Source organism: Anaeromusa acidaminophila DSM 3853, from assembly GCF_000374545.1.
Taxonomy (GTDB): Bacteria; Bacillota; Negativicutes; order Anaeromusales; family Anaeromusaceae; genus Anaeromusa; species Anaeromusa acidaminophila.
Genome location: NZ_KB894601.1, coordinates 1 through 15,304, shown reverse-complemented (window position 1 = coordinate 15,304; position 15,304 = coordinate 1). Strand labels below are relative to the sequence as shown.

Genomic DNA, 15,304 nt, shown 5'->3' with positions numbered 1-15,304 from the left:
CTCACCCCTCGCCACGCTCTTCTCGCAGCAGCGCCAGCGCTTCTGCACGCTCGTTTTCAAAGCGGTTAAAAAGACCAGGGCGAAGAGAAGGGGAGCCGCTTGTCCAGCTCGGATCAGTGAGGTTCACTTCGTAGATATTGGCAATGAGGTCGGCGTCGTCAATTTCATTTAATGACTTTTCGGCCATGTCGGCTGCATTTTGAAACAGCTCCGGCATCCAGTGAGCCGAATATTGAACCGCACGGGACCATAATACCTGCTTGAGGGCTTCGCTTCGACTTTCAATTTCAAAGCCGAACTGCTCGCGCAGGAGCTGTGCGGCGTTGTCGTAATACACCGCTTTCACATAATCGTGCTGGAGTTGACCAAACCCTACAGGATCGGTTTCACCAATATCCTTCCAGCAGGCGGAGAAGGTAAGTTCTCCCGGCTGACCGGACGATGCCAGCACCCTGCCATAATTGGCCCATGGTTCCGGCTGCTCCTGGAGCCAATCAACAAACGCCTGCGGAACGCCGCAATTTGTTGCAAATTGATATACTCCATACGATACGCCGCCGGCATCGCCGGATGAGCAGGAAACAGAGGCGGGGTCACCGCAGGATTCGTATTTTGCGCTTAATTCTCCAAGTTCTCGCATTTTATTCACTCCTTTTCTCATAAGGCATTGTTCCGTTTTGGGAATTTTTCACGGAATCGGTAATGTATTTCACGGCAGCCAGAACGCCAGCGCCGCATAAAGCCGTCATTCCCTGCAGCAGCACCGGAAGGTCGCAGTCCCCTTTTTTAAAGCTGTTATAAAGCCAGCCTCCCAGGAACAAAACACAGATCACCATAAACATGGTGGATACGATTTCGAGCATATTGCTTTTTGCGAAATCAAAGCCGCGCCGCAATGCGCTTGCAATAGCCGCAACGCCGGCCGCCGCCAGCACTTTTATGCACAGCAGCGGCCAGCATAGGGCGTTTACAATGCGCATCATCGTTTGAAGAGCACAAGCAGGAGTATGATTGCTTGCGGCAGCAGCAGCGTCAAGTAAACCGCCAAGGAAATGCCGTATTTAGCCCGGAAGGTTTCTTCTGCAGCGTCGGCTGCTTCATGGATTTCTGCTGCAGCTTCATCGGCCGCCTGTTGCGCATTTTTTCGCAATTCCTCCAGCTTAGTTTGGGCGACGGAGAGTTTCGCTGCGTATTCCTGCTGCAGGTTCGCCACTTCGTTTTCGGCCTGGGCGATGAGGTCTTTTTCCTGTTCAGCCATATCTATCATCCTTTCGTGTAAAATAAAAATTCCAGTGCGGATTTGGTCCACACTGGAATTGTACAATGGTTCTGTATAAAGTTTACATTCATAGCAGTTTTGTATTTTTCTTGCGATACGCCGTTTTGAAAGCCACTTTCTAGGAAACTTTAGTATCGGATTCTCCGAACAGGGAAATGGAGTTTTCCTCGAATTTCGCCTTGGCCACAATCTGCCTGACCCATACTTCCGAGATGCTGTATTTCATGGCCAGTTCGCTGTAATTGTATCCGCTAAACTCCTTCAAGATGAGCCTGTCACGCGCGGCCGCTACAATGCTTTCAAACTTCGGTACATAAATACTTAGGCCGCCAATGACGTAGCATAAGTCGACGAATCGCTCAAGACCGATAATATCAACCGCCTGCATGAGCGCCGGCGACAGCTCGCGCAAGTCTTCAAGGCCGACGTTTTCGCGCAGTCTGTTTTTTACTTCTTCGTCAATCAAAAAATTCACCACCTTTTATTTTACTGTGGTTTGTATCCCCTGGCAAGCATAGCTTTGAGCGCTTCAAAGATTTTGTTCGCTTCCGCCCTTGTTTGCGGCCACGGTTTTTTAATAATTCTGCGGCAAAATCCTTGCTGCCGCTCCGTTTCTGTGAAACCAACCTGTTCAAAATGATGCCGGATCATATGAAGCTGGGCCGGGTAAGGTTTCCCGTCCGCATCGCGGCTCTTCGCGTGGCACGGCTGTTTGAAGCCTTTACCCGCCGTACTTTTAAACCCCAGGCGTTCAAATTGTTCCATCACCCGTTCAAAGCCATCCAGGCGCAGGTGCTTGGCAGAATCAACTCCGCCGTAGAGCTGCAGCACACTGCGATAATCGTCTTCTGTTAATCCAAGTTCCTTTTTGGCAAGATGTACAAGAGCAAGCTGCTTGTTCGTCAGTCCGAAATCCCGTTTATTTACTGTCCGCATGCTATATACCTCCGCAGTGGTCTTCCAGGCCAGATTACGATAGTCCGGCCGCGATTATAGTCCAGGTAAGCCGCCCAGCCGCAGCGCACGCAAAGATAAACCTGGTGGCGGTATTGGCGGCTGTAGCCGCGAATCATTTCTTTGCCGCAGCGCTTGCATATCATTTGAGCTTTTCGTAATCCGGCTCCAGCCAGAATACGTCCTCAACTTTTTTCCTGGCTCCCACAGCGGCAATTACTTCATCGGGGTAGGCACGCAGCGCATCTTTGTTTACATCTTCTTTGATGCTGACACAATCCAGCATATCCTTGGCTTTAAGGACGGCGATAATGGCCTGTACCTTCGCTTGGTCTTTAGGGATAACCACTTTTGTGCTTTGGCGGAATCCGAGCTGACCGAAGTTCATTTTTTTGGTCTTGCCGATAATTTCACAGCGGCGGTTTTCTACAAAGTCCTTTATTTCGCGGGCCAAAAGCTCTTTGCGGTCTTTGAGTGGTTTGGCTTCTATTTCAGCTTCCAGTTTGGCGTCTGAAATCTTCTGGTTCATGGTTCCTTCGATGTTTAGTAAATCAAGCTCTAGTTCGCCGATTTCCTTCATGTGGAGGTCTACTTCCTCCCAGGATTTCAATGTTGGTTCTGTGAATCGTTTTCTAGTCATAATATATTCCTCGCTTTCTTAATTTACTTGCCGGTTGGTAAGCCTTGCCTCTGACAGGTTGGCGGCTATGTTGGCCATCATGCCTTCAAACAGGAGTATTCCTGTCTGTATCGACACGCCGCACCGGTTCATTTGATGAATCTGTTCTATGATAAGCAGTTCAATAACTTTAAGGACATCCTGGCCGCTCCCGTTGGTTTCGATGATAGTGGCATCAGCGTACACAATCGGCTTTTTTACATCCATGTTTTTAGCCACCTCCGCAACCGTTCCCAACGGCTCGCAGGAATGGCGATGCTGGGAATCCATAGGTTTGTAATTTCGCAGGTGTTCCGTTTCGGTATCCGAATCATGCCGGCCGCCTCCTTACGCATTATGCTGCATCAAAAATTCCGATGCCGACGCGAGAATGTCCAAATTGATAGGCTCGCCAATCCGATTGGCGGTTTCCCAGGCCAGCACGAACAGTTTCACCGCCAGGCGGATTCCGCCGTTGCTGTTGGCTACCGAATGGAAGTATTGCACGCATTCTTCCGATACAGGTAGATCCTGACATACAATCTTTCGGATATCCTCCAGGCTAACCTTTTTCCCTATGCCCCGGTTGATGCCAACGCGGGAGAAAATCTGCGCGAACGGGGCGTTTCGCTTTCCGACCATGTTGGAATAGATGGTTTCATTACCGCAAAGCAGAATGCCAACTCCGCAGGCGTCGTACAAGATGGTGCGTAAGGCTTCCAGCGCTTCATAGGTCAGGTGCTGCGCTTCATCAAGAATGACCATGCGCCCCGATCCGCGCAGCTCGGATACAATGCCGCGTTTAATGGCGGCCTGCGTGCCCGACGATTTTGTGCCGATTTTATCTGCAATTTCCTCCAGCAGCGCCTTGGCTCTAGATGTTGTTACGTCCACCGTGATAAAAACAACGGATGGATATTCTTGTGCGTATTGCTGCAGCGCCATGGTTTTGCCGATGCCGGCCGGCCCGTAAACTACGCCGATATCTGTATGTTCATGGGTGTAGCGTGCCACTGTGGCCACTTCCTTGGCAGTAGTGGTGACAACGAAACCCGGCTTTTTTACCGTCTGCTGGCGGCGCGTGTCCACACTCATCATTTGTTGCAGGGAATAGGCTAGCTGCTCGTTATCTCCAGGGTAAGTTCCTTTTAAGAATTGACTGATTCGAGAGCCGGAAACGCCTACGCTTCTGGCTATTTCAGACTGGGTTTTTCCGGTTGTTTCAATATATGTTTTCAGGCTTTCGCGTACCGCCTGGATGTCGATAGTGGCCTCCTGTTGAACCATTGCATTTGCTAACATGATGCACCTCCGTTAATTTTTGCTCAATACGCTCATAATGTCGATTTTACGCCGTGATTTCCGACCGCTTTGCTGGCGTGCGGAATCGAGGATGTTCTGTCCGACAGCTACCGGAATGACCACATTGTCGGCTGGCGTTTCCGGCGATGCCAGACGCTTGCGGCGGGCAAGTTCCGTCTCTAGGCTGTCTACCTTTGTTTTCTTGGCGGCTTGCATGCTCGGGTGCTTGTAGATTTTTTCTCGTGCCGCTTTCTTTTTGGCCCCCTCGACTGCAAACTGCTCCGGCGTTGCTCCGAAAGCCGGCAGGGCGCTGGTGATCTGCGCGTCGAGCAGCCATTCATCTTTTAAGCTATAGACGCTGACGACGCTTAAATCTTCCTCGCGGTATCGGATATATACGTGTTTGTCCTTATGCAGCGCCAAGTCGGCATGAAAATAGTTTTGACCACGGAATTTGACCATGCACCGATTGACCTTGACCGCCTGGGTATGGCGCTGGAAGAGAAGCCGCATGGCTTCCATCGGAGCCAGCCGAAGCGGCAGCCGCGTCCTGGCGAATGTCTCATCGGGGCATTCTCCTTTGCGTCCTTTGCCTTCGGATACTTGTTTGTTTTTCACATACTGCACCCAGTCCGAAAAAAGCCGCTTTAAGTCGTCCATGGTGAGGTTATATGTCGGCAATCCTTTAAGAGTGCTTTCCAAGTCTTCCGGCCGCGCCTCCGGGCGGGAGCCGCAATAGGAGGCGAACTCTTTACAAAAATGCTCGGCAAAAGTTCTAAACTCTCTTTCAATCGGCTTGGCTCTTGCGTTTTCTGGAATGGCAAAATGTGCACCAACGCCCAGGTGTTCAATTAGTGGTTTGACCCGGCGTTCTTCTTGTTCGTCCGCAATTTTTCTGTGGCCTCGGCCAGCAAATTCTTTGGAACAATAGTCGCGGCCGTTGTCGGTAAGTATTTCTTGCGGCAGCCCAATATTGGGATTTAGAGCGGCATTGGCAAACGCCGCAATGATTGTTCCGGTGGACGGGGTGAAGTCAATATGCCAGCCAACCATCTTCCGGCTGCGAAAGTCCATCCACATGGTAAACCAGGGGCGCGTCCAGATTGTGCCGCCGTCTTTTTTCTTTTTAGGTCCGGCGATGAAAAAGTCTCCGATAAAATGGTCGCCGACCCACACTTGATTGCCTTTAACGCTTTCTATGTCCCGCTCGGTGTACGGCAGGCAGTTGTCGTAAGCCGCTTTTTTACCGTCGCAAGCGGCAACTCGCACCGCTTCGGGAATTTCATTGGCAATTCGCTGCAGCGTTTTTACCGAGCCGGGAATTAACCAGCCCATTTCAAGCGCCTTGCTCTTTAACAGGTCGTAGCAATACCGGACGGATCTCTTTTTCTCCGTAAGATACAGCGCACAAAAATATTCATAGGCTGCATCATCTATGGAGTGCCGATCATCGCGCCGCCCCCAGTCAGGCAATAAGCCACAAAGTCCGTTTTCGCGGTAGTCCTTTTGCCAGCGGTACAGGGTTTTCATGGATACGCGCTTGCCGTTCGGCAGGCTGGTTGCCGCTGCAAATTCTTCGCTCAGCTTCGTCTTTTCCGCCCGCTCCCGATTGTCCCAAAGGTACTTGTCCCATGCTTGCAGAATGCCAAGGCGTTCCAGGGCCACATTGCGTTTTGTCTCCGGGGCCTTGGCGAATTCGCCGCCATCGTCTGGAATTTGGTTTTGAATAAGCCCTTTTTGCCTTAAATAGGACGTTTGCGCATCATCGGGCAGGTCTGAAAGCGGAATTTTGATAAGTTCACTGCCGCCTTTATTGGATTTCTCGCGGGTAGCGTTCGGGTATTCACCTCGTTCGACTCGGCGCCGAATCCTTCTTTCTAAAACCCCAAGCAACTTAGCAACTTCTTTGACCGTTAATGCCTCATTGTACATAAGCATCACTCGGTCGTTTTGCGGCAGTTCCCTTGGGGGGGCGCGGCGGTTGGCTTAATGTGGTTTTAAGTATTACGCGCCCGTCTTGAATATATGTTACGGTTTTTACTCCGTGGCGTATGATGCCGATACATAGAATCATGTCGCATCACCTCGGTTTCTGGACGCCGCGCGTGCGATCCCATTCTTTTTGCAGTTGCATTTCCTTTTTGGATAATGAACGCTGGGCTTGCTTGATTTTTCCTAACTCCAGGAGATAGATTTCATCTGATTTGACCATCCGGCAGCCACATGCCGCTACCAGCATTTCTAATAGCGAATAGTCTCCGGTCTGCAGGCAGAGCGCCGGCAAGAACTCAACCGGGAAACGATGCCCTTCCTTAGATTCGGCTGTCCAGGAGTTAAGCATCGCTTCGGTAATTTCCACTCCCAGATATTCACTCATTCGTCCTGCGACTTCCCAGCGTTTGTACGCGCTTGTTTTTAGGGCTTCGGAGACGGCCTCTTTTACTCGAAGGCCAAACGGTTTTGTTTCTACTTGGTAATCAGGCTGACGAATGGGGTCTAATTTTTTAAACTGGATATCCTCGATCATGTCAAAAAGAGAAATCTGGTTTTCCATGGTCGAGTCTGTTTTTCGTGATCGCCTAGCCATTGCGCACCTCCGTTCTCGGCTTTATACTGTATGTGTGAGTATTTTTAAACCACTTTTATAAAGGAATTATTTTGGAATCGTTGAATTATCTTTAGAATGGGGTGGTTTTTTGCCTATTTGCTCTCTGCTACCACACACTGAGCATCTTCGGCGGATTCATCGCCGCCCCGTTTTAGCTTTTCCAGCGCGTCTTGCGCTTGGTAATATTGGTGCATTCCTTTGATTGCCTTAATTTGCAATCGTGTTCTTTTATCTAAATCATGTGCTTGCAACCTACGCTTAGAATCCCGCAGGGAGTCAGAATCACCAATAACCATGGCCGCTTTTTGAAGCGGCAGCCGGTAGGTTTTTAACTCGTTTTTTGAAAAGACTATGAAAAACGGCCGGCGTTCAATGCTTGCCCGGTAGATGTATAACGGTTCGTCTGATACCTGCCGGTAAAAGCGGCCGATAGCACGGTCCATGGCGCTGTTACAGTCCTTACATATATCCACGGATTCACCTCGCTTTCAATATCACGCTGCCGACAGGGGCCAAATGGCGTCAACTTCTTTCCCAATGGCCTCGGCGACCGCCTCGCGGATACGTTGGCTGACTATCAACCCGCTGATAACGTTGGAAACCGCGCCGCGCGTAACGTTGAGCCGCCGGGCAATATCTGCAGGTCTAACGTTTTTCAGTAGCATTGCTGCCCGGATCTGATTGGGTGTCATGGTGTTAATCCTCCTTTCATGCTGCCGGTTCTGGGTCGAAAGGTTTCAACCTGACCAAGCCGACAGGCTTTAGTTTTTTGGTTTTCGCGTAAGAATCAAGGTCCTTTTGGGCTTCATTCAGACTTTTGCGGATTGGCAGGGCTTTGGATACATACCGTTGCAGCCCTCCGCTTTCCCTGCGGGTAAAAGACATGAATACATCTTGTCCAAGTCCTGCGCTGGCGAAAACAACCCGCCCGTCCGGCAGTTCGTATTGAGTGCCTGCCATATATGTTTCACCTCCTTTCCTTGAACTGGAGGGGAGACGCATCTCCCCCTGACCGGCCTTCACGGTCACGCCTTAGCGGAAAGATAAGAAAGATAAATTAAATTACGTGGGAGGTTGCGTATGAAAAACAAAGGGCGTAATAGGTTTGAAAAACCTGAATACCTTAATAAGATGGTCGATGATTTTTGGAATGCTGTGATTATACACGATTTGTTAGAGGGTAGGACAAATTACTTTAATCAGTTTTCGAGGGAGCACACTGAAAAGGAACAGACTCGGCTTGCTATTCAGCATGCAAAAGAAGTAGACGACCTGATTCTTAAGGCTCTGAGGTGCCCTAATTCCGAGGCAAGAAAGAGACTTCTTTCTTCGCAAACGCCGCTCATGCAGGCGCTGTTGGTTCACCGTTGTAATACAGTTGTTCAAACTATGGATGATCTTGATCAGGCAGGACTTGCTGGTTTTGTTTGGCCGGAATTTGCGGCAATGGCTTACTGTCTTTTAATTCTTACTCGCGCTCCACATGAACAAGTTGGCCGGCCGGCTGCGATTCCTGATAAAGAGTGCCCCACATAAAGGCGCGAACCTTGGCTTCGTACTTTGGTATCCACTCCGGCGCAGTATCAATAATTTTTTGGAGCCGCTTGTTTGGTTTCCCGTTGATAAATCGAGCAAGATCTTCTCTCTCTTTTGATATCATGTAAATTTCCTCCTTATAAATGTTTTAAAACACCTGTTTTTTGGGCATACCCATAATATGGAATATTTTAGACTCCTTTCTCTCCCCCGTTGTACCAGAACGGGGAAGTTTTTCGGGTTTCTAGGTATACACATTTACTTATACTGAAATATTACTCTAAAAATAGAGTGTTGTCAATTTATTACTCTATTTTTTATGGAAGGTGGGTGAGGCTTTGAGTATAATAAACATAGATAATGATGCTGATCAAGAAAAAAAAGATATTGTTAATCGACTAAAGGAAATACGTTCAAAGGCAGGCCTCTCCCAAGCTAAATTTGGCAATGCCATAGGTGTTTCTGCTGGTAATGTTGGCATGTGGGAGTCTGGCTCATCGCTACCCGGCGCAATCGCCTTGAAAAATATAGCTCTAAAATTTGAGTGTTCTATAGACTGGTTGTTGACGGGAAAGGAAATAAAAAAACTCGAAGTCATCGAAGACCCCGAGTTGGAACGTATGATTATTTTATTACGCAAGATGATGCAAAGTGACCAAGAAACAAGGATTTGGGCCAAAAAGCAGTTCGAATACTGCTTTAAGCCTTTTATAGAAGAAGAGGAAGAGAGATTAAAAAAACAAGAAGATTCCGACAAATTGCATGTTGACGTTAGTTAAAAGATGAGGAGGAATTTTAAAAATGAGTGAACCAAAAGATGAAAAAAGAAAAAAATCAACTGGATGCGGTTGTGTGCTTTTAATTATAATTGTATTATCCGCCTTTCTTTCCTGGGGAATAAATCATGAAAAAACGGCTCCTGATATTAAAATTGACGCATTTGTTTCCTCACAGATGTATGTACAGCAGAATTTAAAGGCACCTTCTACGGCCAAATTTGCGAGTGTAGCTGAATCCAGTATCCAAAAAATAAACGACAGTCAGTATCAAGTCACCTCTTTTGTTGACTCGCAAAACGATTTTGGCGCGATGATCCGCACAAAATACATCGTAGTAATGGAGCGCATAGAAGACAAATGGTTTCTTGTTAAACTAGACTTCGACAAATAAAACCCAGTTCATTTATTGACCGCACCTTTATTAAGCATTGCAAAGCCGTAAACCCTTGATTTTATTGGGTTTATCGGCTTTTTTCTTCACTGACCGCACTTACTAAAAAAATGACCGCACCTGTACACTACCAAAGGACACTTTCTTTTGTTTTTACATACCTCTTAAAGGCGTTGAAACCAGTATTAAAGGGACGTTGAAGACTTTTAAAAATCCAATTTTCAAAAAGGGTAAAAACGACGAGTTTGTCCACAGCCCACCGTGATTTCTCAAAATAGATGTCCCACGCCACCGCGAGCCCGCGACGCCGCCGGAGCCCACAACCCCAGTAGACAAGCCTTGTCCAGGGTTATCCACAGTAAAATAAAGTTGTCCACACTTTTCTCAAACTTCATGTCTCATTATACCGAGCGAGGCGTCGTGATGCTGGAAGCCGACAGCGATGGCACCAAAGCCTATGCACCGTTACCAGCTACCGTATTTTTAGAGCAGCTCCGCAGCCAATGGACTCATTCTTACGGACAGTTGGCAGATAAACTATGTCGTCTGGAAGAACAGCCTCAGGAAGAACGTTATGTTTCCACGGTGCGTGGGCGCGAGCCTATTCTTGCTTTTTGCCGACAACTGCTACAAGAAGCTGCCGATAAAATTATCGTCTCTCTTTGGGACGACTTATACCAAGAGCTGCTGCCGGAACTGCAAGCCTGCGTCGCACGAGGCTGCACACTCGGCGGCATCACCTTTCAGGTAGAACAGCCGCTCCCGCCTCTCGCCTCACACCGCGCTTTGAAATTCCACAAGCAGGAAACGCCTGCAGAATGGTTTATTCTTTCCGTCGACAGCCGCGATCTGCTTTACGGTCATACTACTACTAACGAAGGCAGCGCGTTTTTCACGAATGACGCCACTCATATTTTTTTAATGGAAGACTATGTGTTTCACGACGTCTTATTCTCTCGACTGAGAGAAAAAACGGACGCTTCATTTCCTCTCAGCCGCTTTGTCCGTGACGTTGCCTCGGAAATGAAGTTTTCTTCGGCGCACATGCCCGAAAATCGCTAAGAGAAAATTTTGCAACATTGCATCCCCTTATTCGATTTTAAGGAGGAATAATAATGAAACTTGTTAGCTTCTATCAAAACGGCCAACCCACGCTAGGCATCCAACAGGAAAACGGCATCATCCCTGTAGCCACAGCCGCTGCGGCTGCTTCTCTGGCTGCGCCGCGGACTATGGAGGAAGTCATCGCCGGAGGCCAAGAGGCTCTTGCTCAATTGCAAGCACTTTTGGCAACCAAACCGGAAGCTCTTTCTCTTGATGCCATTACGTATGCACCCTGCATCGCATCGCCGGAAAAAATCCTCTGCGTCGGTCTCAACTACGCCGCACACAGCGCCGAATGCAAAGCCGATTTGCCAACTGTGCCGGTGATCTTCAGCAAATTCAACAATACCTTGGCGGCGCACCAAGAAAGCATTCCTATACCGCCCTGCACCTCTAAAGTGGACTATGAAGCAGAACTAGTCGTCATTATTGGCAAAACCGCCAATAATGTCAGCAAAGAAAAAGCTCTTGATTATGTCTTCGGCTACACCGCCGGCAACGACCTTTCCGCCCGGGATCTGCAAATGCGCACCCCTCAGTGGCTGTTGGGAAAAACCTGTGATCACTTCGCACCTACTGGCCCCTGCGTGGTTACAGCCGCTTCGCTTAACCCCGCGAAGCTCGAAATTTCCAGCCGCGTTAACGGCGAAATCCGCCAGCATTCCAACACCAGCGACATGATTTTCGACTGCGCCACCGTCATCAGCTACCTCTCGCAGCATCTGACGCTACAACCCGGCGACCTCATCTTTACCGGCACGCCCAGCGGCGTCATCTTAGGATACCCGGAAGAAAAGCAAGTCTGGCTGAAAGCTGGCGATGAAGTCGTCATCGAAATCGAAGGCATCGGACGACTGGTAAATAAATTAACCGACTAAACAACCATAATGAAGCTATAAAACAGAAATGCCGAAGCAGTCCCTAGCGGATTGTTTCGGCATTTTTGTGTCAGTTGGATGAACTTTTATTGATTTTCCTTTAAACAAAAAATAAAACGAGCTATAATACCAGAGACACCAAAGGAGGACGAACCTATGAATCATACGGAAGCCTTGGGCAAAGAGCCCATCGGCCCCTTGCTCTGGCGCTGCTCGCTGCCGGCTATTATCGGCATGCTGGTAAACGCCCTCTATAATATTGTTGACAGCATTTTTGTCGGCCAAGGCGTTGGCGAATTGGCTCTGGCCGCCGTTACTATCGCCTTTCCACTCATGACCATCCTCATGGGACTGGGCATGTTTGTCGGCTTAGGCGCCGCTTCCATCGCTTCGCTGCGCTTAGGCGCCGGTGACAAGCAAGGCGCAGAGTGCATCCTTGGCAATGCTTTGACGCTGCTCTGTCTAATTATGCTGCCCACCACCGGCTTGGCGCTGCTCTTTTTAGAAGAGCTGCTGCAATGGCTCGGCGCCAGTCCTGAAGTTCTGCCCTACGCCATGGATTTTACCCGTATCATTTTATGCGGCAGCATTTTTATGCACATCAGCTTCGGCCTTAACGGCCTGATCCGCGCCCAAGGAGATGCCAAAACAGCGCTCTATACCATGCTCATCGCCGCCTTGCTTAATACGGCGCTCAATCCTTTATTTATTTTTGTTTTCCAATGGGGAATCGCCGGCTCCGCCTGGGCTACGGTTCTTTCCCAGTTTGTCGCTACAGTCTGGGTATTAATGTATTTTCTCTATGGACGCAGCACGCTGCGTTTGCGCCTCGCCTGTCTGCCGCTGCAAAAAAAGCTAGTTCTCGACATTTCCCGCATCGGCATGGCTCCGTTTTTAATGCAGCTTGGCAGCAGCTTAGTCATTGTCATCTTTAACTTTACCTTGCTATCTTATGGCGGCAACTTGGCTATTGCCGCTTTTGGCATCGTGAACCGCGTATTGATGCTGCTGTTAATGCCAGTACTCGGCATCAGTCAAGGCGTCCAGCCCATTGTGGGCTATAATTACGGCGCCCAAAATTATAGCCGCGTTCTCCAAGCCATCAAGTTGGCCGCCGGCAGCGCCACATTGCTTTGTATCGCAGGCCTAGTCATAGTCCTCACTGGTCACGAAGCGCTTGTCCGCTTATTCAACGATAACCCCGAACTCATCCGTATCGGCTCGGAAGGACTCTGCATTTTCCTGGCCATGCTGCCTGTCATCGGCTTTCAAATTATCGGCGCCAACTATTTTCAGGCAATAGGCAAAGCAGGCTATTCTATTGTTTTCAATCTGCTGCGCCAATTCATCCTGCTCATTCCGCTGGTCTATCTGTTGCCGCAGTGGCTGGGCCTCAACGGCATCTGGACAGCCGGTCCTGTAGCCGACCTTGGCTCCGCCTGCCTAACGGGCTTCTTCCTGCTAAGGGAACTTCGGCGCTTGAAAAACGCGGGGAATGAAGTTACGGGAAATTGAACAGGAGAACAGGAGTCACGAGAAAGTTCACATGCGGATTACAAAGAAAAACCTCTCGGCATAGTAGAGCTATGCCGAGAGGTTTTGACAAAGTACGACGAGAAAAAGGCCGCGCTGGCGCAAACTGCGAATAAATTGGCGGCTCCTAAAAAACACTATAGGAACCCGCTGCAGGGCGCAGCTTATGAAGACTCCACATGTCCAGCAGTGCGCCGCTGACTTTAAAGGCTTTCACCAGCAACACATTACGCCCGACCTCTACGGTGAGATAATTCGGCTCGTCCACAGGATTATAAAAGCTTTCATTCCAAACCTGCCGCGCCGGATCCGGATAGGTTTTGGTGCCGCTGCGTCCGGTAGCTACATGGATTGTACCAGGAAACTCATTCCCTTTACCGTCCAAAGGAACGGATCGCGCATAGACATGCTCATGCGCCGTAAGGACGATATCGACTTTGGCTTCCTGCAATATCGGCACAAAGGCGTTGCGAAGAACTTCCGAATCTTTCGCCTTGCGATTGCCGTAAAGTGGCCGATGCGTCAACACGAGGTTCCAAGGCTTGCGGCTATGTGCCAAATCTTTTTTCAACCACTCCTGCTGCAAAAAAAGACTATACGGCACAAAAGCCCGTTCTTCCCCTATTTGGCTGTCCAGCACCGCCAAATGAACATCCCCATATTCCAAAGAGTATACCTGACCGCGCAATTCTGCTGGTCCGTTGTGCGGCACAGGCAGCTGCGACGCAAATAATTGAGGCATAGAGAAGGTACGATTGGGCGTGTAGGTTTCATGATTGCCTACCACCGGCACTACCGGAATAGTATCAACCACTCCCTGCCCGGCATTTAGCCAGCTTTTCCACTGTCCATAATCCTCCCCTACATCCACCAAGTCCCCCATGTTCACCATAAAGGACGCATCCGGATTGGCCTGAAAGGCTTTTTGCAGCGTATTTCCCCAAACTTGATAATTTAAGCTCTGAGAGTCTCCAAACACCAAAAACTTCAGCTTTGCAGGCTGATACGCAGCCGTCCTAAACGTACGCCAAGCACTCCAATTAACGCCGTCACCTACGCGGTATGCATAGCGAACGCCTGGGCGAAGCTGCCGCAAGGTAGCGGAAAACTGTTTCACTTCCCCTAAATTCGTTGGCAACACGACTGCTTGCGCCGCTATCGCACGAAACGTTCCAGTTGCTGCTGGTCTTGCTGCAGCTTCACCGTACTGAACCAAGCCAGTTCCCGTTTCCATCTTCCAGGAAATCGTTTGCGTCGTAGTCGGCTCTTCGCTCCAGGTCAAGACAATTTGCTCCGGGACTGGCGCCGCTGCAGCTACACAACTCCAGCCAAGTAACCAAAGGACGCTTCCGAGACAGCATAGATACATTTTTTTCATACTTGTTCCGCCTTAGCTTTCTCTAATGTTGTTGCCCTTTTCGTTGACAGGAACCGATTTCCCTGCTTTTCATAATGCCCCTAGGAAATCTTAGCAATTTGATTTCTTTTTTATTCTGAATCAATTGCTAGGCTGCTTCTAGCTCTACCTAGCTGCGACTTTTAACGTTTTTTTACGTTCAAGCATCTTTCTCTCTATCGTATGACCCATTTTCTTGTTTTTCCACTGCTGCATTGCGAAAAGTCATATGTTATAATATATAAATTGTCAATATAACTATTATTAAGGAGACTTTTTCTTGCATAATCTAACACAAACCATCAGTAAAAACTTAGCCAAATTGCGTCTTCAAAAACGCCTCAGCCTTGATAAACTCTCTGAGCTTTCCGGCGTGAGCAAAGCTATGCTCAGCCAAATCGAGCGGGGCGAATCCAATCCCACCGTCAATACGCTTTGGAAAATTGCCACAGGCCTGCGTGTTTCTTTTAACGATTTACTGTGGGAAGATAAGCAGCAAGTTGAAATCGTGCGCCAAGCCTCTTGCCCCCTTGTAAAGGATGCTAATGACGGCCTGTCTCTATTCTCTCTTTTTCCTTTTGAATCGGGCAAGCCTGGGGGTGCGGACGATATCTTGGACACCCTAAGCAACCAATCCAAGACTTCGTCGGTACTCCAATGGACTTCTATTTCCCAGTGACGTTTTAATCCTTGTTTCATTGTACCAGATTAAGTAGTTGTTAAGGATTTCGATAAACTGATGAATGCTTACACCGGACCAGTTACGATTATAGAACATTTCATTTTTCAAACGTCCAAACAGACCTTCACAAGCAGAGTTGTCTGGAGAGCACCCCTTCTTTGACATGGAGCGTTGAAGACCCGCGTTTTTCATTCTAGAAATCCA

22 protein-coding genes are annotated in these 15,304 nt (G+C 48.8%); 7 read left to right on the top strand and 15 right to left on the bottom strand.

Annotated features, from left to right (window positions below; translation table 11 throughout):
* Position 1: 1 nt before the first annotated feature.
* The 13 genes from C508_RS0113515 to C508_RS18635 form a co-directional block, all read right to left on the bottom strand.
* Complete coding sequence (locus tag C508_RS0113515; RefSeq protein ID WP_026319537.1) at positions 2–661, bottom strand: VgrG-related protein; 660 nt, start codon at positions 659–661, stop codon at positions 2–4.
* Positions 642–983 (bottom strand): hypothetical protein, encoded by a 342-nt coding sequence (locus C508_RS0113510; protein ID WP_156817635.1) that lies wholly within the window; start codon positions 981–983, stop codon positions 642–644. Before C508_RS0113510 ends, C508_RS0113515 begins: the two co-directional genes overlap by 20 nt.
* On the bottom strand, positions 980–1,258 hold the full coding sequence (locus C508_RS0113505; protein WP_018704102.1) for a hypothetical protein: 279 nt from the start codon (positions 1,256–1,258) through the stop codon (positions 980–982). The genes C508_RS0113510 and C508_RS0113505 overlap by 4 nt, the downstream gene beginning before the upstream one ends.
* A gap of 139 nt (positions 1,259–1,397) precedes the next feature.
* Positions 1,398–1,745 (bottom strand): Mor transcription activator family protein, encoded by a 348-nt coding sequence (locus C508_RS18645; RefSeq protein WP_018704101.1) that lies wholly within the window; start codon positions 1,743–1,745, stop codon positions 1,398–1,400.
* Positions 1,746–1,765: 20 nt separating this feature from the next.
* The gene (locus C508_RS18640) at positions 1,766–2,215 is read right to left on the bottom strand and encodes a regulatory protein GemA (RefSeq protein WP_018704100.1); all 450 of its coding nucleotides are present in this window, start codon (positions 2,213–2,215) and stop codon (positions 1,766–1,768) included.
* Positions 2,216–2,375: 160 nt separating this feature from the next.
* Positions 2,376–2,873, bottom strand: a complete 498-nt coding sequence (locus C508_RS0113490) for a host-nuclease inhibitor Gam family protein (RefSeq protein ID WP_026319536.1) — start codon at positions 2,871–2,873, stop codon at positions 2,376–2,378.
* 18 nt (positions 2,874–2,891) lie between these two features.
* Positions 2,892–3,182 carry a hypothetical protein gene (locus tag C508_RS0113485; RefSeq protein ID WP_156817633.1) on the bottom strand — a complete coding sequence of 97 codons (291 nt, stop codon included), beginning with the start codon at positions 3,180–3,182 and terminating at the stop codon, positions 2,892–2,894.
* Positions 3,183–3,239: 57 nt separating this feature from the next.
* Entirely contained in the window at positions 3,240–4,193 is a 954-nt protein-coding gene (locus C508_RS0113475) for an AAA family ATPase (protein ID WP_018704096.1), read from the bottom strand.
* A 12-nt stretch (positions 4,194–4,205) separates the two neighbouring features.
* Positions 4,206–6,125 (bottom strand): DNA-binding domain-containing protein, encoded by a 1,920-nt coding sequence (locus tag C508_RS0113470; RefSeq protein ID WP_018704095.1) that lies wholly within the window; start codon positions 6,123–6,125, stop codon positions 4,206–4,208.
* Between the two features lie 148 nt (positions 6,126–6,273).
* Positions 6,274–6,780, bottom strand: coding sequence for a hypothetical protein (locus C508_RS0113465; protein ID WP_018704094.1), 507 nt, complete (start codon positions 6,778–6,780; stop codon positions 6,274–6,276).
* Positions 6,781–6,893: 113 nt separating this feature from the next.
* Positions 6,894–7,274 (bottom strand): hypothetical protein, encoded by a 381-nt coding sequence (locus tag C508_RS0113460; protein ID WP_018704093.1) that lies wholly within the window; start codon positions 7,272–7,274, stop codon positions 6,894–6,896.
* A gap of 21 nt (positions 7,275–7,295) precedes the next feature.
* On the bottom strand, positions 7,296–7,493 hold the full coding sequence (locus tag C508_RS0113455; protein WP_018704092.1) for a helix-turn-helix domain-containing protein: 198 nt from the start codon (positions 7,491–7,493) through the stop codon (positions 7,296–7,298).
* 16 nt (positions 7,494–7,509) lie between these two features.
* Positions 7,510–7,761 carry a hypothetical protein gene (locus C508_RS18635; protein ID WP_018704091.1) on the bottom strand — a complete coding sequence of 84 codons (252 nt, stop codon included), beginning with the start codon at positions 7,759–7,761 and terminating at the stop codon, positions 7,510–7,512.
* 120 nt (positions 7,762–7,881) lie between these two features.
* On the opposite strand from C508_RS18635, the gene C508_RS0113445 reads away from it, so the two are divergent.
* From C508_RS0113445 to C508_RS0113420, 6 genes are all read left to right on the top strand, one after another.
* Positions 7,882–8,337, top strand: coding sequence for a hypothetical protein (locus C508_RS0113445; RefSeq protein WP_018704090.1), 456 nt, complete (start codon positions 7,882–7,884; stop codon positions 8,335–8,337).
* Positions 8,338–8,675: 338 nt separating this feature from the next.
* Complete coding sequence (locus C508_RS19575; RefSeq protein WP_018704089.1) at positions 8,676–9,116, top strand: helix-turn-helix domain-containing protein; 441 nt, start codon at positions 8,676–8,678, stop codon at positions 9,114–9,116.
* A gap of 22 nt (positions 9,117–9,138) precedes the next feature.
* Entirely contained in the window at positions 9,139–9,507 is a 369-nt protein-coding gene (locus C508_RS0113435; protein WP_018704088.1) for a hypothetical protein, read from the top strand.
* Between the two features lie 423 nt (positions 9,508–9,930).
* Positions 9,931–10,569, top strand: a complete 639-nt coding sequence (locus C508_RS18625; RefSeq protein WP_018704087.1) for a TrmB family transcriptional regulator sugar-binding domain-containing protein — start codon at positions 9,931–9,933, stop codon at positions 10,567–10,569.
* A gap of 53 nt (positions 10,570–10,622) precedes the next feature.
* Entirely contained in the window at positions 10,623–11,489 is an 867-nt protein-coding gene (locus C508_RS0113425; protein WP_018704086.1) for a fumarylacetoacetate hydrolase family protein, read from the top strand.
* A 156-nt stretch (positions 11,490–11,645) separates the two neighbouring features.
* Positions 11,646–13,004 (top strand): MATE family efflux transporter, encoded by a 1,359-nt coding sequence (locus C508_RS0113420; protein WP_018704085.1) that lies wholly within the window; start codon positions 11,646–11,648, stop codon positions 13,002–13,004.
* Between the two features lie 145 nt (positions 13,005–13,149).
* Here the strand turns inward: C508_RS0113420 and C508_RS18620 are convergent, their stop codons facing one another.
* Positions 13,150–14,400 carry a purple acid phosphatase family protein gene (locus C508_RS18620; protein WP_018704084.1) on the bottom strand — a complete coding sequence of 417 codons (1,251 nt, stop codon included), beginning with the start codon at positions 14,398–14,400 and terminating at the stop codon, positions 13,150–13,152.
* A gap of 298 nt (positions 14,401–14,698) precedes the next feature.
* Between C508_RS18620 and C508_RS20855 the strand changes: the two genes are divergently transcribed.
* Positions 14,699–15,097, top strand: coding sequence for a helix-turn-helix domain-containing protein (locus C508_RS20855; RefSeq protein ID WP_018704083.1), 399 nt, complete (start codon positions 14,699–14,701; stop codon positions 15,095–15,097).
* On the opposite strand, the gene C508_RS19895 is transcribed toward C508_RS20855, so the two are convergent.
* Positions 15,041–15,304: IS3 family transposase (locus tag C508_RS19895; RefSeq protein ID WP_156817631.1), on the bottom strand; the 264-nt coding region annotated here is incomplete at its 5' end. The genes C508_RS20855 and C508_RS19895 overlap by 57 nt on opposite strands.